This is a genomic window from Streptomyces sp. NPDC049970 (genome assembly GCF_040660235.1).
Taxonomy (GTDB): Bacteria; Actinomycetota; Actinomycetes; order Streptomycetales; family Streptomycetaceae; genus Streptomyces.
In genome coordinates this window covers 31,244-48,067 of record NZ_JBFALP010000004.1, presented here as the reverse complement: position 1 = coordinate 48,067, position 16,824 = coordinate 31,244, and the positions used below count along the sequence as shown (strand labels likewise).

The 16,824-nt window shown below is 73.9% G+C and carries 15 protein-coding genes; 6 read left to right on the top strand and 9 right to left on the bottom strand.

What is annotated here, in order from left to right:
• Positions 1–27: 27 nt before the first annotated feature.
• The 3 genes from AB0I83_RS08885 to AB0I83_RS08875 form a co-directional block, all read right to left on the bottom strand.
• Positions 28–894 carry a calcium-binding protein gene (locus AB0I83_RS08885; RefSeq protein ID WP_363304129.1) on the bottom strand — a complete coding sequence of 289 codons (867 nt, stop codon included), beginning with the start codon at positions 892–894 and terminating at the stop codon, positions 28–30.
• A gap of 151 nt (positions 895–1,045) precedes the next feature.
• The gene (locus AB0I83_RS08880; RefSeq protein ID WP_363304128.1) at positions 1,046–4,222 is read right to left on the bottom strand and encodes a molecular chaperone Hsp90; all 3,177 of its coding nucleotides are present in this window, start codon (positions 4,220–4,222) and stop codon (positions 1,046–1,048) included.
• A gap of 195 nt (positions 4,223–4,417) precedes the next feature.
• Positions 4,418–5,347 (bottom strand): DUF3027 domain-containing protein, encoded by a 930-nt coding sequence (locus tag AB0I83_RS08875; RefSeq protein ID WP_356531460.1) that lies wholly within the window; start codon positions 5,345–5,347, stop codon positions 4,418–4,420.
• A 452-nt stretch (positions 5,348–5,799) separates the two neighbouring features.
• Between AB0I83_RS08875 and AB0I83_RS08870 the strand changes: the two genes are divergently transcribed.
• Genes AB0I83_RS08870 through AB0I83_RS08855 form a run of 4 tightly spaced genes read left to right on the top strand, consistent with a single transcriptional unit; the run spans position 5,800 to position 9,371 of the window.
• A complete protein-coding gene (locus AB0I83_RS08870) occupies positions 5,800–7,248 on the top strand; it encodes an MFS transporter (RefSeq protein ID WP_356531458.1) in 1,449 nt (482 codons plus the stop codon).
• A 27-nt stretch (positions 7,249–7,275) separates the two neighbouring features.
• Positions 7,276–7,758, top strand: a complete 483-nt coding sequence (locus AB0I83_RS08865) for a DUF2771 domain-containing protein (RefSeq protein ID WP_356531457.1) — start codon at positions 7,276–7,278, stop codon at positions 7,756–7,758.
• Between the two features lie 25 nt (positions 7,759–7,783).
• On the top strand, positions 7,784–8,494 hold the full coding sequence (locus tag AB0I83_RS08860; protein ID WP_363304127.1) for a futalosine hydrolase: 711 nt from the start codon (positions 7,784–7,786) through the stop codon (positions 8,492–8,494).
• Positions 8,475–9,371 carry a 1,4-dihydroxy-6-naphthoate synthase gene (locus AB0I83_RS08855; RefSeq protein ID WP_356531454.1) on the top strand — a complete coding sequence of 299 codons (897 nt, stop codon included), beginning with the start codon at positions 8,475–8,477 and terminating at the stop codon, positions 9,369–9,371. The genes AB0I83_RS08860 and AB0I83_RS08855 overlap by 20 nt, the downstream gene beginning before the upstream one ends.
• 46 nt (positions 9,372–9,417) lie before the next feature.
• Here AB0I83_RS08855 and AB0I83_RS08850 read toward each other — a convergent pair whose 3' ends face one another.
• Positions 9,418–9,801 carry a cold-shock protein gene (locus AB0I83_RS08850; RefSeq protein WP_356531453.1) on the bottom strand — a complete coding sequence of 128 codons (384 nt, stop codon included), beginning with the start codon at positions 9,799–9,801 and terminating at the stop codon, positions 9,418–9,420.
• Positions 9,802–9,965: 164 nt separating this feature from the next.
• On the opposite strand from AB0I83_RS08850, the gene AB0I83_RS08845 reads away from it, so the two are divergent.
• The gene (locus tag AB0I83_RS08845) at positions 9,966–10,202 is read left to right on the top strand and encodes a hypothetical protein (RefSeq protein ID WP_356840553.1); all 237 of its coding nucleotides are present in this window, start codon (positions 9,966–9,968) and stop codon (positions 10,200–10,202) included.
• A 125-nt stretch (positions 10,203–10,327) separates the two neighbouring features.
• Here the strand turns inward: AB0I83_RS08845 and AB0I83_RS08840 are convergent, their stop codons facing one another.
• The 4 genes from AB0I83_RS08840 to AB0I83_RS08825 form a co-directional block, all read right to left on the bottom strand.
• Positions 10,328–10,945, bottom strand: coding sequence for an HAD hydrolase-like protein (locus AB0I83_RS08840; protein ID WP_363304126.1), 618 nt, complete (start codon positions 10,943–10,945; stop codon positions 10,328–10,330).
• A 193-nt stretch (positions 10,946–11,138) separates the two neighbouring features.
• Entirely contained in the window at positions 11,139–11,684 is a 546-nt protein-coding gene (locus AB0I83_RS08835; protein WP_356531451.1) for a TetR family transcriptional regulator, read from the bottom strand.
• Between the two features lie 6 nt (positions 11,685–11,690).
• Positions 11,691–12,272 carry a sugar O-acetyltransferase gene (locus AB0I83_RS08830; RefSeq protein WP_356531449.1) on the bottom strand — a complete coding sequence of 194 codons (582 nt, stop codon included), beginning with the start codon at positions 12,270–12,272 and terminating at the stop codon, positions 11,691–11,693.
• A 101-nt stretch (positions 12,273–12,373) separates the two neighbouring features.
• Positions 12,374–13,504: a hypothetical protein gene (locus AB0I83_RS08825; RefSeq protein ID WP_363304125.1), complete on the bottom strand. Its 1,131-nt coding sequence runs from the start codon at positions 13,502–13,504 to the stop codon at positions 12,374–12,376.
• A gap of 64 nt (positions 13,505–13,568) precedes the next feature.
• Between AB0I83_RS08825 and AB0I83_RS08820 the strand changes: the two genes are divergently transcribed.
• On the top strand, positions 13,569–16,064 hold the full coding sequence (locus tag AB0I83_RS08820; protein ID WP_363304124.1) for a helicase C-terminal domain-containing protein: 2,496 nt from the start codon (positions 13,569–13,571) through the stop codon (positions 16,062–16,064).
• A gap of 51 nt (positions 16,065–16,115) precedes the next feature.
• On the opposite strand, the gene AB0I83_RS08815 is transcribed toward AB0I83_RS08820, so the two are convergent.
• Complete coding sequence (locus tag AB0I83_RS08815) at positions 16,116–16,769, bottom strand: hypothetical protein (protein ID WP_363304123.1); 654 nt, start codon at positions 16,767–16,769, stop codon at positions 16,116–16,118.
• Positions 16,770–16,824 lie beyond the last annotated feature (55 nt).

Here is a 16,824-nt window from a genome sequence, read left to right as displayed (position 1 = left end):
GTCACCCCTCGGTCACCACTTCAGGAACTACTTCACGTCGACGAAGTCACCCGCGGCCGTGACGGTCGGGGTGGTGGACGTACCGGCGAAGCTGTAGCGCCAGTAGCCGTCGACCGACGCCTTGGCGGTGGTCTTCAGCACACCGGTGCTGCTCGACTTGATCGTCTTGACGGTGGTGTAAGTGCTGCTGGTCTTCTTGCGGAACTGCAGCTTGACGGGCTGACCGGCGTAGCCGTTGTACGTGCCGGCCTCCCAGTTGGCGCGCGACAGCTTGCCGGTGACCGTGAGGGTCTTGCCCTTCTTCACGGGCTCGGGTGCGGCGTTGACGGTCACCTTGGAGAGGCGCTGGACCCGGGCCGTGGACTGGTAGTCGTTCCACGCGACAGAGGTCTGGTCGCCGGCGAGCGCTCCGGCGGTGACGTGCCAGGTACCCGCCAGCGCGTTCTTGTAGAGGTCGTAGCCGGGGACGATCGTGATCGTCATCTTGCAGGTGGCCGTGGTGGCACTGGAGTTGGTGCAGGACGCCGCGTCCTCGTTCGGCATCACCCACCCGTCGACATCGGTCTCGACGTCCGAGCCGTGCCACAGGTCGATGTATCCGTCGGTGATGCCCGACGGGTGCGAGGCGGTGACAGCGACGGTGATCTTCTTCGAGGCCGTCGTCCCGAGGACGATGTCCTTGCCTCCGTTGATGACGACCTTCGAGATCACGGGGGTCGCCACAGCGGCGCGGGACGTCGCGCGCGGGGCCTTGGCCCCGACGCCGAACACCTCGGCCGCAGTGGACTTGTCCAGGCTCGGAACAGCCCGGTCGCCCGCCTGCGCCGCCGGAACGGCGAGGGCGGACAGAGCCAGGGCGCCGGAAACAGCGGCGACAGTGGCACGAATACGCATGTGTTCCCCAAGTGGAGAAGGGGGGCCGTGGCGAGTCCTGCGGCCGACGGTCCCCATGTGGTCTGTGAGTCTGATGACTCGACAGACCAGACAGCCCACCCCCGTGAAAGGTTGTGCCCATATCATGTATTTATTGTGAAGATCACTTGAGTCAGTCGAACCAGCGGTCCCGCGCCAGCTCCTCCGTGCGCGACGGGTCCTCCAGCAGTGCCGCCACCTCGAAGCGGCGCGGCCACTGGCCGGCCGCCCAGGCCAGACCTGCCGCCACGCCCTCCAGGGTGGAGGCGTGGACCACACCGTCCGGAGTGCGCCGCCAGTCCAGCTCGACGCCCCCGGCCCGCAGCTCACCGTGCTCGACGTAGCTGTCAGGGGTCCCCGCGCCGAGCAGGATCCGCACGGAGTCGGGCACCTGGTGCTCCTCGCCCTCCGTCGTCACACCGGCCTCGACGCTCTCGCCGAGCCGCCGCACCTGGAGCAGCTCCGCCAGCTCGGCCGCACGCGCCGGGGCGACCGGCAGGAGCGGAAGTGCGCCGGCCAGCGGCAGCACGTCGGGGGCGTCCGCGATCACGGCGTCCGCGGCGTCGACCACCCGCACCTCGTCGTCCACGACGGCCCGCAACTCGTCGGGCAGTGTGACCTGTTCGGGGTCCAGTTCGGCGAGCGCCGTGTACAGCGAGTGCAGCTGTACGGGACCGACCGGCCGCTCCTCGTCCGCGAGCCGGCCGAGCAGCTCCGCCGCGCCGCCCGGCTCGTCCAGGAGCGCGGCCACCGACGTCCGGACGCCGAGGGCGCGCAGCACCTGCGCGTCGTCGAAGCCCGTCGCGTCGGCCGGGTCGTAGAGACCCGCCAGACGCGGATCGCCGCCCGCCGCGCGCAGCCCCGCCGGGCGGCGGCCGTCGAGCACGGGGTGGTCGCGCAGCCACCACGCGGTGTACGGCCGCACCGACTGCGTGGTGCCGTCCGGCAGCAGCACCCGTACCGGCTGGGTCAGCGCGTCGCGCAGCGGAGGCCGGGCGAGCATCGCCAGCGCCTGGGGCCAGGCGTCGTCGTCGACGAGGTCCAGGTCGCGTACGGCGACGAGTTCGGTGGCGACCGGGGGCACCGGGGTGTCCGGGAGCTGGTCCAGGACGTCCTCGCACCACACGTCGACCGCGTCGAGCAGTCCGGCGTCGTCGGACTCGGCGAAGTCGCTGTCGCGGGGCTCCAGTTCGTCCGGGTCCAGGACCACGTCGGCGGCGCGCACGAGGGCGAAGGTGGCCAGCACGCCGCAGGCGGTCAGCGGCTGCTCGCCCCAGCGCCCGGCCAGTTCCGCGTCGCACAGGGCGAGTTCGCCCTCGCGCATCACCTGGGCGAACGGGCTGTCCGGCAGCACGAGTTCACCGGCCGGCGCGGGTTCGCCGTCCTCGTCGGGCAGAGCGAGCGCACCCAGCCAGGGCTCGTCGCCGGGGGCGAGGTCCGCGTCCCGCACGAGCGTGAGGACGGTCTCGGCGAGTTCGTCCCCGTCCAGGGCGTCCTCGTCCCAGATCTCGCCCGCGTCCAGCGAACCCGCCACGGCGGCCCGCACCTGCGGGGTCGTCAGGACGGCACGCGGCGTCGCGGGCAGGGCACCCAGCTTCTCCAGCAACGGGTGGGCGGCGTCCGGATGGGCCACCTTCAGCCCCAGCCGGGCCAGTCGGCCGAGGACCGGCGCGGTCAGCGCGTCGGGCAGCGGCAGGAGTACCTGGCGGGGGCCGATGGTGGTGCGGGGCGCGTCGGCGGAGCCCGCGAGGGGCACGGGCAGGCCGGAGAGCCGGTCGGGATCGACCCCGGCCAGGCTGTCGTACAGCCGCCGCCACCACTCGGGGGCACGCTCCAGGCCGGCCAGCCGGTCGATCGCCTCGGTCAGCGGGACCCGGGCGACGCCGAGCGCGCGGAGCTCCGTGCGGCGCTCCAGCCCGGCGGGCAGCAGGCAGGGCAGGACCTCGGCGAGGACCCGTACGGTCGACTCGCCCACCCCCTCGACCACCTCGGCCTCGACCGGCCGCAGCGCGGTCGTGTCCCGGCGCGGGGTTCCGGAGCCCTCCCAGTCGTCCCACTCGCCCGCCGCCTCGGCGGGGTCGCGGGGCGCGGCGGGCTCCAGGAACGCGACCCGGGGCAGCCGCTCCAGGATCGCCGCGCGCAGCGCACCGTCCAACCGCCCCTTGCCGAGCACACCCGGCACCAGCGAGATGGTGGCCACGGACACGGGCTCCCAGCCGGCGAGCAGATCCGCGTACGCGTCGGCCGCCCGCTCCACCAGGAAGTCGGTCAGCGGGCCGGGCGCGGGGTGCCGTCGGGTGGTGTCGAGCGGCAGCGAGGCGATCAGCAGCGCGGGCACGCCGAGGGGCTCGTCGGTGGGCGTCGGCGCGTGCACGACGGGCGCCGTACGGGGATGCTGCGGAGCCCCGGCCTCGTCCACCGGCACGGCCCAGGTCACGGACCAGTGCGGACGCAGCCGTTCCTCCACGGGCCGGTCGGCGAGCAGCGCGGGCTCCACGGGGCCGTCCGCGGCGACGGTGCGCCAGCGGTGCAGCCCGTGCGCGGAGTCGTCGACGTGCGTGTACGGGCCGTGCTGCGAGCGGGTCAGCGTCCGTACACCGGCGGAGGTCTCGACGGAGACCTCGTCGAGGCCGGGGAGCGTCAGCAGCAGCGCGTCGTCCACGCCGTCGAGCAGCCTGCCCACCAGGTCCTCGGCGACTCCGTCGCGGAGCGGGAGGACGACGACGGTGTCGTAACCGTCGGGGGCGGTGCCCTCGGCGGGCAGCGGAAGCCGGAGCAGGGGGACGTGTCCGTCGCGGCGGCGCAGTTCGTCACCGAGGCCCGGACTGCCGACCGCGGCCTGCCGTGCGAGGTCGCGGGCCTCCGCGAGGGACCAGCGGACCCCGCCGTGCCGCCCGACGACGGCGGGCTCGTCGCTGACGGCCAGCACGGCGGCGAAGCCGACCCCGAAGCGGCCGACGGCCGACTCGTGGCCCTCGCGCTTGGCGGACGCCCGCAGCGTGCTCAGCGACTCGACGCCGGTCGCGTCCAGGGGCGCTCCCGTGTTGGCGGCGGCCAGCACGGCGGGGCTGTCACCGGACGCCGCGTGCAGGGTGAGCCGGAACCGGCCGGGGACGCCCGCGCGGGCGGCGGCGTCGGCGGCGTTCTGGGCCAGCTCGACCACGAGCCGGTCGCGGTAGCCGCCGAGGGCGAGGTCCTCCTCGGCGTTGGCGTCCTCACGGAAACGGGCGGGACCGGCGCCCCAGGCGTCGAGCACGCCGCGCCGCAGTCGCGCCGTCCCGAACGGATCGGCCCCCTCGGTCGCATTCATGCCCACGCTCGTACTCCGCTCTTCCGGTGACCCGTGACGCCAAGTGTGCGCCCGAAGGTACCGCGACCGGGAAGCCCGTGATCGCCCGTGCCCCTGGCCAGGGCTTCGTCCCGGATCCGCTCCGGAGCCCGCCCGTTCGGGGCAGCGCGACGCGCGGGTCCGGCACGGTGCCGGACCCCGCGGTGTGCGCGTACGTCAGGAGTGGCCCAGGTCCTCGGTGGCGCCGTCCGGCCCGACCGGCACCGAGCCGGAGTCGTCGGAGGGCCGCAGGGAGTAGTCGTCCATCCGCATGGTGTCCATCGCGTGCGGCGCCGGCTTCGCGGGCTTCGGGACCGCCGCCTCGGAGTGGCCCCCGCAGCCGTACGACAGGGAGACGACCCGGCCGTCCGCAGGGGCGAACTCGTTCGCGCACACCCCGAAGGCCTGCTTCAGGGAGCCCGCCATCGGCACCAGGAAGGCACATGTGACGCACGACGCAGGCGCCGCCTGCGCCATGGGCGTCCTGGCGCCGAACTCCTCGTCCCAACGGTCCGCTGCCAACCCCAGGCCGTACCGGGACAGCACCCGCGCACGGCGCGTGCCGAGCTCGTCGGCGACCGCGGCGATCGATCCCCGGCTCGTCCCGGGCCGCGCCGTCAGCTCGGCGTCCTCGACGTCGACCAGGGCGGCGAGCTCCTGGGAGACCTCGGAGACCGGGGAGTTCGGCAGGGGCTCGTCCTCGCCCGTCCAGCCGGGTTCCAGGCGCGGGTCCTCCGCCTCCGTGGGCAGGAGGTCGCCGGGCCCCATGTCACCGGGCCGCAGCCGCTCGCTCCAGGGCACCCACTCGGGAGCGAGGAGCGCGTCGGAGCCGGGGAGCAGCACCGTTTCGTCAAGGGTGACGTTCTTGGCGCGGGAGGCCCTGGCGACCGTCACCGCCCAGCGCCAGCCCCGGTAGCCGGGCTCCTTGGCCTCGAAGTAGTGGGTGACCACACGGTCCCCTTCGGGGACGAGTGCCACGTGCTCACCCACCACTCCGGGCGCGGCGGCTTCCTCCGCCGCCGCACGGGCGAGGTCTACCGCCTCGGCGCACAGACGGTCGGGGGCGGGGTTACGGGCCGTACGGCTTCTCGTCGTCGCAGCACTCACAGGTCTCGCTTCTCTCCATACGCCGTCTCACGAGCGCGCCAGCGACTCCATCGATGTCCGATTTCGGCCATGACAGTTGTGGGCGGAGCGGACCTGGGGGCCGCGTCGACGTCCACACCCGTTGTGCCTGCCTCGGGCGCGCCTTCTGCCACCCATTCTGCGGGATCGCGGAGAGGCGCGCGGCCAAGAACAACCGCCGGTGGCGCGTGAGTGCACGCTACCCTCTCTGCCGCCCCGCGCCCACCTGCCCGCCCCAAACAGGACCGTAACCGTTCGGGATCGGCCCCGGAACCGTGGCCGGATCGGTCGGAATCCGCGGGGGAACGGTGACGCGTCCCGGCCATTCCACGGTGATTCACCGGGCCGGGACGACTCACCCGACGGAGGGTCCGCGGCCGCGGACCGGCCCGATCATGGGTTCGTGGCAGCGGGGGGTGGGGCACTATGACCACGTGGCCGCCGCCAGGTCGTCCGAAGGATCCGGCCCGCTCCGCAGGGTGGGCCGGGCGATGGGCCATGCCCTGCGCGCCCCGTTCACCGGCACCGCGCGCGGAATCCGGAAGGCGACCCACGCGCACGGGGCGGGCGAGTCCGGTCTCGGCAAGCTGATCGAACTGCACGCGGTCAACGGCGCGGGCGACGTCATGATCACCGTCGCGCTCGCCTCCACGGTCTTCTTCTCCGTGCCGACGGACGAGGCACGCGGGCGCGTCGCCCTCTACCTCGCCGTCACCATGGCCCCCTTCACGCTCCTCGCCCCGGTGATCGGCCCGCTCCTGGACCGGCTGCCGCACGGACGCCGTGCCGCGATGGCCGGCGCGATGTTCGCCCGCGCCGTGCTCGCGATCACGATGTCGGGCGCGGTGGCCACGGGCGGGCTCGAGCTCTACCCGGCGGCTCTCGGCGTCCTGGTGTGCTCCAAGGCGTACGGCGTGGTCCGCAGCGCCGTCGTGCCCCGGCTCCTGCCACCCCGCTTCTCCCTGGTCAAGGCCAATTCGCGGGTCACCCTGGCCGGGCTGCTGGCGACCGGGGTCGCCGCCCCGATCGGGGCGGGGCTACAGGCCGTCGGATCCGCGTGGCCGCTGTACGGGGCCTGCGTGATCTTCCTCGGCGGAACCGTCCTCGCCTTCACCCTTCCCCGCAAGGTCGACTCCGCGAAGGGCGAGCGCAGGGCCCGCCTCGTGCTCCCGCACGAGGACCAGGCCCGCCAGGATCCGGCGCGCGACACCAGGAGGAGCCGCACCGGGGGGAAGGGCCTCGGGACCGGCAGCACGAGGACCGGCAGGAACGGCCGGGAGAAGCCGCCGGGGCTGCGGTCCGTCGGGCCGTCGGTCCTGCACGGGCTCCAGGCGAACGCCGCGCACCGCGCGCTCTCCGGTTTCCTCATCTTCTTCCTGGCCTTCCTGCTGCGCGAGCAGCCGCTCGCCGGGGAGAGCGCCGCCGTCTCCCTCGGCATCGTCGGCGTCGCGGCCGGCACCGGCAACGCGTGCGGCACGGCCGTGGGGTCGTGGCTCAGGGCCCGCGGCCCCGAGGTGATCGTCGCGACGGTGCTGGGGCTCGCCCTCGGGGTCGCGGTGCTCGCCGCGGTGTTCTTCAGCACGGTGATGGTCGCCGCGCTCGCCGCGGTCGCCGGTTTCACCCAGGCGCTGTCGAAGCTGTCCCTGGACGCGATGATCCAGCGCGACGTACCGGAGGAGGTACGCACGTCGGCGTTCGCGAAGTCGGAGACGCTGCTCCAGATGTCCTGGGTGGTCGGCGGTGCGATCGGCATCGCCCTCCCCCTCAACGGCGTACTCGGCATGTCCGTCGCCGCCGGGCTGCTCGCCCTCGGTGCCGCCGCCTCCGTCCGGGGGCTCCTGGGGGCCGCGCGGCGCGGCTCACCGCACCCCCGCGTGGCGTGAGCGGCGCCGACCGATAACCTTCGGCGCATGACCGTTGCGTTCTTCTCCGGTAAGGGCCGTCGAATCGGCGTCGCCCTCGGTGCCGTGTCCGCGGGACTCCTTGTCCTGTCCGCCTGCGACAAGCCGACGCCCCTCGTCACCGTGACGGTCGGCAGCGACTCGGTGAGCACCGAGGCCGCCTGCTACAACGACGGCAACGCCCTCAAGGAGTCCCAGATCCAGGGCTGCCTCAACAAGAAGGCGGAGAAGTCCGTCAAGGTCGCGATGGACGACAAGGTCCGCTTCGGCGTCGACCCCGAGATCGCGGACCACGGCTGGAGCCTGTTCATCAACGGCCAGCAGGCCGAGCAGGAGCCGTACAAGAAGACCTACCGCTCCATCCCGGGCAGCGCCTTCTTCGCCAGTCAGACCGGCGAGACCACTGCGGACAAGACCCAGGTCAGCATCGTCGAGACCAAGGGTCAGAAGCTCACGGGCGTCTGGCACTTCGAGCTCAAGAAGACCTCCTGACCCCCTGACCCCGAGGACCACCGCCGTGCAGGTGCTTGTCGTGACCGCCGTCCCGGCCGAACGGGACGCGGTCACGCGTGCTTTCGGCGGAGCTCGGCACATACGCGAGGTGCCGGGCGCGGAGCTGCACCGCGCCGGACCGTTCGACGTCGTCGCGGGCGGCGCGGGCCCGGCCGCCGCCGCGGCGGCCACCGCCTTCGCCCTCGCCGGTGCTCCCGCCACGGAGCCCTACGGACTCGTCGTCTCGGCAGGTATCGGCGGCGGTTTCGCGCCCGTGGCACCCGTCGGCAGCCTGGTCGTGGCGACCCGGATCGTCGCCGCGGACCTGGGCGCCGAGACCCCGGACGGCTTCGTGCCCGTCACCGGTCTCGGCTTCGGCAGGGACACCTTCGTCCCGCCCGAGAACCTCGTACGCGACGTGGCGACGGCCACCGGCGCGACACCCGGCCCCGTCCTCACCGTCTCCACCGTCACCGGCAGCACGGCCCGCACCTCGGCCCTGCTGGCCGCCTGGCCCGGGGCCGTCGCCGAGGCGATGGAGGGGTTCGGCGTGGCCGAGGCAGCCGCCCGGCCCGGGGTGCCGGCGCTCGAACTCCGCGCCGTGTCGAACGCCGTGGGGCCGCGCGACCGCGAGGCCTGGCGCATCGGCGACGCCCTGGCTGCGCTCACCGAGGCGTTCGGGAAGACCGCCCCCGTACTGGAAAGTTGGACCCGGCATGACCGACACCGTGACTGACCCCGCGACCGGCCCCGACGGCGCACCGACGCCCGCGTTGCGCATCGCCTTCTCGCCGTGTCCGAACGACACCTTCGTCTTCGACGCCTGGGCGCACGGACGGGTCCCCGGCGCGCCCGCCCTCGACGTCACCTTCGCCGACATCGACCTCACCAACGGCATGGCCGAGCGCGGCGAGTTCGACGTGCTGAAGGTGTCCTACGCCGTCCTGCCCTGGGTACTCGACGAGTACGCGCTGCTGCCGTGCGGCGGGGCCCTGGGCCGGGGCTGCGGGCCGCTCGTCCTGACGAAGGAGCCGGGCGCGGACCTGACGGGGAAGACCGTCGCCGTGCCGAGCGAGCGCTCCACCGCGTACCTGCTGTTCCGGCTCTGGGCGGCCGAGGTCGTCCCGGGCGGCGTGGGCGAGATCGTCGTCATGCCGTTCGACGAGATCATGCCCGCGGTGCGCGACGGCCGGGTGGACGCCGGGCTCGTCATCCACGAGGCCCGCTTCACCTACCGGAACTACGGCCTGCACAGCCTCGCCGACATGGGCGAGCACTGGGAGCACACCACGGGCCTGCCGATCCCGCTCGGCGCGATCATCGCCAAGCGCTCGCTCGGGGAGGAGACCCTGAACCGGCTGGCGGAGTCGGTCCGCACCTCGGTGCGGATGGCCTGGGACGATCCGGCGCGGTCGCGCCCGTACGTCCTGGAGCACGCCCAGGAGATGGACCCGGCCGTGGCCGACCAGCACATCGGCCTGTACGTCAACGAGTTCACCGCCGACCTCGGCGAGAACGGCTACGCGGCGATCCGCGGCCTGCTGACCCGCGCGGCGGCCGAAGGGCTCGTACCCGCGCTGGCCCCGGACGCGCTGGCGTTCACCGCCCGCTGACGGCGGGGGCCGGGCCGGGCGGCCCGGCCGGCCGTTCGTCCATCCGTCAGACGTCGAGCTGGTCGGCGACCGCCCGCAGCAGACCCGCGATCTTCGCGCCCGCGGCCTTGTCCGGGTAGCGGCCCCGCTCCAGCATCGGCGTGATGTTCTCCAGGACCGTCGTCAGGTCCTGCACGATGGAGGCGAGTTCGTCGGGGCTGCGCCGCTGCGCGGCGGCGACGGACGGGGTCGGATCGAGGATCACCACGGAGAGGGCCTGGTCGCCGCGCTGGCCCGCGACCACGCCGAATTCGACGCGCTGACCGGGCTTGAGGGCCTCGACGCCGTCGGGGAGCACGGAGGAGTGGACGAAGACGTCGGCGCCGTCGTCACGCGAGAGAAAACCGAAGCCCTTTTCCGAATTGAACCATTTGACCTTACCCGTGGGCACGTCTGTCCTCGTCCTCGTACTCGTCGGTGCGCGGGAGAGCCGCGAAACGGCTCCGGATAGCTGTACAGCGGGTCCGTGACCCGCCATGTCCAAGGCTAGTGGCCCGAGGGCCGCCACAAGGCGTCGCCGAACGGTTCCGCCGAGCTGGGAACTACCCTGGCCGGGTGAGTACTACTCCTTCCGGCGCAGGCGACCGGCTCGTACAGGTCGGCGCGATCGTCTTCTTCATCGGCGCGCTGGCCACGCTGGTCACCGTGGCCCCGCTCTTCCTGGGCACCGAACCGTTCCCGTCCATCGCCTACGCGGTGTGCATGCTGATGGGGCTGGGCTTCCTGATCGCGGCCGCGGGGGTGGTGCGGTCCGTGTGGAAGAACTCCCCGAAGCGCGCCGCCGCGAGGTGACGGGGCGCCCCCGCGTGCGCCGTCGAGGTCCCTGAGGGCGTGGGCCGGCCGCGCCGGACAATGGCGAGAATCAGGCGCTCGTACGCCTGAGCCCTCCGGAGTGCCCGACCGGGCGGCCGGAGGGCTCAGGCCGCAGCGAAGGTCCGCAGCCAGTCGGGGAACGCGGTGAGGTCCGGCAGGATCACGTCCGCGCCCGCCGCCCGCAGTTCCGCCTCGTCGCACGGGCCGGTCGGGACACCCACCGACAGCGCGTCCGCGGCGTGGGCCCCTCGTACGTCCCCCGTGTGGTCGCCGACGTATATCCCGGCTCCGTGCTCCAGGAGCGCCTCCGCCTTGCCCTCCGCCCAGAGCCCGCCGATCAACATGTCCGCGGCGATGCCGAGGTGGGCGAGGTGGAGCTTGGCGTTCGGCTCGTACTTGGCGGTGACGACCATCGCCCGCCCGCCGAGCGCCCGGACGGCCTCGACCGCCTCGCGGGCGCCGGGCATCGCCGTGGTCGGGGTGATCGCCCGGTCCGGGTAGATCGCGCGGTAGCGGTCGCAGGCCGAGGCGATCGCGTCGGCCGTGAACCAGTTGGCCATCTCGTCCTCGAGGGGCGGGCCCAGCCGGCTGACGACCAGGTCGGTGTCGATGTGCACACCCGTCTCGGCGGCCAGTGCCTCGTAGGCGGCCTTGATCCCGGGCCGTGAGTCGATGAGCGTCATGTCGAGGTCGAAGCCGACCGTCAGGGTGTGTGTGGGCATGGCACCCATTGTGCCGACCGCCCCGGGCGTGCGGTCCTGCCCGGCGTCGTGAGGGGGCGGAACCGGTGGGGCGCGTCGTCCTGAGGCGGGCGGAGCCTGTGGGGCGCGGTGTCAGGTCCGCGCCCCACAGGCGGTTCCGGGGACGTACGCCGCCGGTGCTCCGGTCCGTGCGCGCCGCTCACACGGCGGGGCCTCAGACGCCGGACGTCATCCGTCGTACCGCCAGCGCCGTCAGCTCACGGCTCTGCGGCTCGGTGTCCAGGGAGCGGTGCAGGGCCAGGCCCTCGATCAGCGCGTCCAGCTGCCGCGCGGTGTCCGGGTCGAAGTGCCGCTCCAGCAGCCGTCGGCTGCGGTTCATCCACGCGTGGGTGAGCTCGCGGTACTCGTCGCGCCGCGCCGCCAGCGTGTAGAGCTCCTGGGTGAGGACGAGGTCCCGGCGGGGCCCTTCGGAGAGCACGTGGATCAGGTCCGTGACGGCCTCCCTGGCCTGCTCGGGGGTGCCGGCCCCGCCGAGACGCGCCTCGAACACGGCAACGATGTGGTCGGCGAAGCGGGTGAACGCCTCGCGCAGCAGGTCGTCGATGCCGCTGAAGTGGTACGTCATCGAGCCCAGCGGCACATCCGCGCGGACGGCGATCCTGCGGTGGGAGACACCGACGACCCCCTCCTCCGCGATGTGGTCGAGGGTCGCCGCGAGGATGCGCTCGCGGCGCTGAGGGTCCGCGCGTCCGGTGGCCACGGGCGGTCAGACGGCGCGGACGACACGGGCGGGGTTGCCCACCGCGACGACGTCGGCCGGGATGTCCCTGGTGACCACGGCCCCGGCGCCGATGACGGAGTTGTCCCCGATGCTCACACCGGGGCACACGATGACTCCGCCGCCCAGCCAGACGTTGTCGCCGATGGTGATGGGCAGCGCGGCCTCCAGCTTGTCCCGGCGGGGCTGCGGCTCCACCGGGTGGGTGGGGGTCAGCAGCTGCACGCCGGGCCCGATCTGGCAGTCCTCACCGATGGTGATGCGGGCGACGTCCAGCGCGGTGAGGTGGTAGTTGACGAAGGTGCGGGCCCCGATGTGGATGTTGCTGCCGTAGTCGACGAGGAGTGGCGGTCGCAGGTCGACGCCCTCGCCCAGGGAGCCCAGCAGCTCGGCCAGGACCGTACGGGCCGCGTCGGCGTCCTCGGTGTAGGCGGCCTGGTAGCGGGCCGCCAGCCGCATGGCCCGCTGCTGCTCCCGGGCGATGTCCGGGTCGTCGGCGACGTAGAGGTCACCCGCACGCATGCGCTCGAGGTTGGTGCGCGGATCGTTGGCGAAGTAGTCCGTCGGCATACGGGCGACGCTACACCGGAAGCGTACGAACGTACACCTCGGGAACCGGCCACCTCCCGCGCGGCCCCGCCGACCACCCCGCGGGGCGCGCGGCAGGCCCGTCAGCCCGGCAGCCGCCGCGCGCGCCAGACCAGGTACAGCGCCGACGCCACCGCCGCCACCCGCACCACCACCGGCCAGACGTCCGTCATCGCGTCGCCCATCGCCCCCTCGGCGATGGGCGTACCCCAGCGGCCGTCCATGCGGCCCCACAGCCAGACGAAGGCACCCGCCACCACCACGCCGGGCAGCCCCATCGCGACCCACTTGGCCTCCGCTCGCGAGATCCTGCGCGAGCTGTAGGCGAGCAGCCAGCCCCCCGCGAGGGCCAGCCACGACCCCAGCACGGCACCGGCCACCAGCAGCGCGGCGGCCAGCAGCAGCAACGGGTTCGCGAGGCGGGGCCGCCGGGCCGCGTCCGCCTCCACCACGACGGGCCGGCGGCGCAGCCGCAGCTTCCTCCGGGGCGCCGGGGCGGCGGCCACCGGTGCGGGCTCCCCCTCCTTCGCCGTGCCCGCGGCCTTCGCCGCAACCGGCGCGTCCGGGTCCGGCGGGGCGGCCGGCTCGGGCGGACGGAACAGCTCCGGGATCTCCAGCCCGCCCACGAATCCCGGTACGTCCGTGCCCGGCGCCACCGGTGCGCGCACGCCCTCGCCGAACGGCCCCGGTTCGATCCGCCACCACTCCGGCTCGCCCCCGGACGGCGCCCGGTCCAGCCCCGCCATGTGCGGAGCCGCCGCGGACGGCCAGCCCGGAACCGGCGCGACCGGGGCGGGCCCGCCGTGCGCCGGGGCGGCCGGGGGCTCCGGCTCCTCCTGTGCGGGCGCCTCGGGAGCCGGCGACGCGCCCTTGCGGAACGCGTCTTTCCGGAGCATCCCCCGCCGCGCACGCGGCACCTCCCGCGGCTTCTCGTCGCCCACGCCGGCACCCGCCCTGGGCGACGGCAGCGGCACCGTCCCGTCGCCCGACCCGGCCGCCGAGGCGACGAGTTCGTCCGGTGCGCCGAGCCGTCCGAGGATGCGCCGGACCGCCGCGGGAGAGTCCGCGGCGCCCTCGACCCGCTGCCGGTCGATCTCGCCCCGCAGCGTCGACACGAGTCTCATCCGGTCGCCCGACGGCAGCTGTTGTTGCTGTGCCAGGTCACCGACCCGGCTCAGGAAGTCGTAGACAAGCTGGTCGCTCTCGATCCCCACGCGATGGTTCTCCCTCCACCCGCCCTGCCCCGACGGTAGCGTTCCAGGGGCTACCGTGGGACGGATGGGGACGACCACACCACCGCGCACGCTCGCCGAGGCTCTGCGCGCACGGGGCGACGAATCGCTGGCAGGGCTTCTGCGCGCCCGCCCCGACCTGTTGAGCCCCGTGCCGAACGACATCACCCAGCTGGCGACCAGGGCCGGTACCCGCGCCTCGGTCGTGCGCGCGCTGGAACACCTCGACCGCTTCGCGCTGCAGACCGCGGAAGCGCTGGCGGTGGCACCGGACCCCGCTCCCTACGACACACTGCTCGCGCTCCTCACCGGTGACGGCGAGGGCGACGGCGAGGGCCGGGACGACGCGGGTGCGACGATCACCGCCGCACTGCCCGCCGCCCTCACGACTCTGCGCGAACAGGCCCTCGTCTGGGGCGAGGACACCCATCTGCACCTCGTGCGCACCGCCCGCGAACTCCTCGCGCCGTCCCCGCAGCACCCCTCCCCCACCGGCCTCGGACCGACCGTCGCCGAGGCGACGGCCGGCATGTCGCCGGGCAGGCTGCAGGAGATCCTGACCGCGGCCGGGCTGCCCGCCACCCACGACCCGGTGTCCGCCGTCGCCGCGCTGGCCGGGCTCTTCACGGACCGGACGGCCATGGCCGAACTCCTGGACAGCGCCCCGGTCCAGGCGTTGTCCGTACTCGACCGGCTGGTGTGGGGCCCGCCGTACGGGGAGGTCACCCCGAACCCCACCCCGCCCGTCAAGTGGCTGCGCGACCGCGGGCTCCTGCTGCCCGTGTCGACGCGAACGGTGGTCCTGCCGCGCGAGGCGGCGCTGCACCTGCGGGCCGGCCGCGCGCACCGGGTACCCGAGCCCGTCGCACCCGCGCTCGTGGCCGCGGCCGAACGCGATCCCCAGGCTGTGGACAGAGCCGCGGCCGGCCAGGGCTTCATGGCGCTCTCGACCGTCGAGGAACTGCTGAAGCTCTGGAACAACGGCGGCCCCGCCATCCTCAGGGCCGGCGGCCTGAGCGTGCGCGAGCTGAAGCGCGCCGCGAACGCGCTCGACGTCTCCGAGCCGGTCGCCGCCTTCTGGATCGAACTCGCCTACGCGGCGGGCCTCCTGGCCCCCGACGGCGAGACGGACGAACGGTACGCGCCCACGCCCGCCGCCGACGAGTGGCTCGACCTCGCCGCCCAGGACCGCTGGACCCACCTCGCCACCGCCTGGCTCGCCGCCACCCGCACCGCCGGCCTGATCGGCGGCCAGGACGCCAAGGGCCGGGCACTGTCCACACTCGGGCCCGACCTGGACCGTTCGGCCGCGCCCGAGGTGCGCCACCGGGTCCTTGACCTCTTCGCCTCGCTCCCCCCGGGCACCGCGCCCGATCCGCAGACCCTGCTGGCCAGACTCCGCTGGGAACGGCCGCTGCGGACGTCCAGGCCGGGCGCGGCGTCCTCCGCGCCGGGCTCCGCGGGTGGGCAGCCGTCCCCCGGTGACACCACCGACCTCCGGTCCAGGATCGCCCTGTGGACGGCCAACGAGGCGGAACTCCTCGGCATCACCGGACGAGGGGCCCTCTCCTCCCAGGCCCGCGCACTGCTCGACGCGGGTCCGGTCGAGGCCGCCGCCGTGCTCGCCCCGCTGATCCCGGAACCCCTGGACCACGTACTGCTCCAGGCCGACCTGACGGCGGTCGCCCCCGGTCCGCTGGAACGCCCGCTCGCCGACATGCTCTCGGTGCTCGCCGACATCGAGTCCAAGGGCGGCGCGACGGTCTACCGCTTCACCCCCGGCTCCGTGCGCCGCGCACTCGACGCCGGCCAGGCCGCGTCCGACCTCCACGCCTTCCTCGCCACGCACAGCCGCACACCGGTGCCCCAGCCGCTGAGCTACCTCATCGACGACGTGGCACGCCGGCACGGCCACCTCCGGATCGGGACGGCATCGGCGTACGTGCGCTGCGACGACGAGGCCGTACTCAACGAGATCCTGGCCGACAGGCGCTCCGCCCCACTGCGGCTGCGCCGCCTCGCACCGACCGTGCTGGCCGCACAGGTGGACCCCGGTTCACTGTTGGAAGGACTGCGCGAGATGGGGTACGCCCCGGCCGCCGAATCCGCCGAGGGCGACGTCCTGATCACCCGGGCCGGAGCACGCCGCACCCCGCCCCGCACACCCCCGGTCCCCGTACCCGAGGGCCCTCCCGTTCCGGACACCACCCTGCTGACCGCCGCGGTACGCGCGATCAGGGCCGGCGACACGGCCGCCAGGGCCGTGCGGAGGGACGCACCGGACACGTCGACAGCCGGCTCGCTCCCCCGCACGGCGGCCGCCGAGACCCTGGCCACGGTGCAGGCCGCCGCGATGACCGGCTCGGCGGTCTGGATCGGCTACGTCAACGCGGACGGCGCGGCCAGCCAGCGCGTGATCGCCCCGGTCAAGGTCGAGGGCGGCTTCGTCACGGCGTACGACCACACCGCCGACGAGGTCCGCACGTACCCGCTGCACCGCATCACGGGCGTGGCCGAGCTGGCGGAGGACACCGCACCCTGAGGGCTGTCCCGCCCTCAGGCCCGGCGGTTCCCGAGGCCGGCTCCCGGTGGCTCAGCCCGCCCCGCCGTCCAGCAGCCAGTTGTAGCGCAACCGCAGCGCCCGCTCCATGCTCGCCGTCGCGGCACCGGCCCCGATCGCGATATTGAGCCATACCGGCAGATCGACGGGCGAGGTGAAGGCCCCGAAGCGCTGGGCGACGGGTTCCACCTGCGTGACGATCTCGGCGAGTTGGCAGATCAGGAGTGCCAGGGAGATCACGAGCACGATCGTCGAGAGGAAGCCGATCCGGCGGCTCAGCGCGGGGTGTGCGCGGTCGAGGTGCGCGCGTCGCCCTTCGGCGGAGTCGGGGTCGGGGACGAGCCGGTGCTCGGCTCCCCCCTCGGTGACGTAGTGGCAGCGCTTGAGCCCGAAGGCGCTCATCCTCACCTCGACGGTGCCGCCCAGGACGGGGAAGACCGCAGGCAGCCTGGACCGGGCGTGCTGCCTGCCGTCGAGGTACAGGTGCGCCTTCACCTGGCCGGACGACTGGTTCTGCCAGTGCCTGACGTCGACGGCGTACACCGTCTGCCGGCCGTCCTCACGCGTCAGCCGGAGATAGGTGAGCGCGCGGAAGGTCATCTGCCACCATCGGAACGGTTTCAGCGCTCGCCCGTCCCCGGGCTCGACCCGTTGCAGAGCCCGATGGTGCCGCCACATCCGGAGCATGTCTCCCCCTCCTCCACTCCTTGGGTTCCGCCGCGCAGGCGAGGTCCTTCGGCGG

Bases quoted from the DNA above. Each gene is read 5' to 3' on its own strand.
- AB0I83_RS08885 (WP_363304129.1), bottom strand. From the start codon at position 894: ATGCGTATTCGTGCCACTGTCGCCGCTGTTTCCGGCGCCCTGGCTCTG.
- AB0I83_RS08880 (WP_363304128.1), bottom strand. From the start codon at position 4,222: ATGAATGCGACCGAGGGGGCCGATCCGTTCGGGACGGCGCGACTGCGG.
- AB0I83_RS08865 (WP_356531457.1), top strand. From the start codon at position 7,276: ATGACCGTTGCGTTCTTCTCCGGTAAGGGCCGTCGAATCGGCGTCGCC.
- AB0I83_RS08855 (WP_356531454.1), top strand. From the start codon at position 8,475: ATGACCGACACCGTGACTGACCCCGCGACCGGCCCCGACGGCGCACCG.
- AB0I83_RS08840 (WP_363304126.1), bottom strand. From the start codon at position 10,945: ATGCCCACACACACCCTGACGGTCGGCTTCGACCTCGACATGACGCTC.
- AB0I83_RS08830 (WP_356531449.1), bottom strand. From the start codon at position 12,272: ATGCCGACGGACTACTTCGCCAACGATCCGCGCACCAACCTCGAGCGC.
- AB0I83_RS08820 (WP_363304124.1), top strand. From the start codon at position 13,569: ATGGGGACGACCACACCACCGCGCACGCTCGCCGAGGCTCTGCGCGCA.
- AB0I83_RS08815 (WP_363304123.1), bottom strand. From the start codon at position 16,769: ATGCTCCGGATGTGGCGGCACCATCGGGCTCTGCAACGGGTCGAGCCC.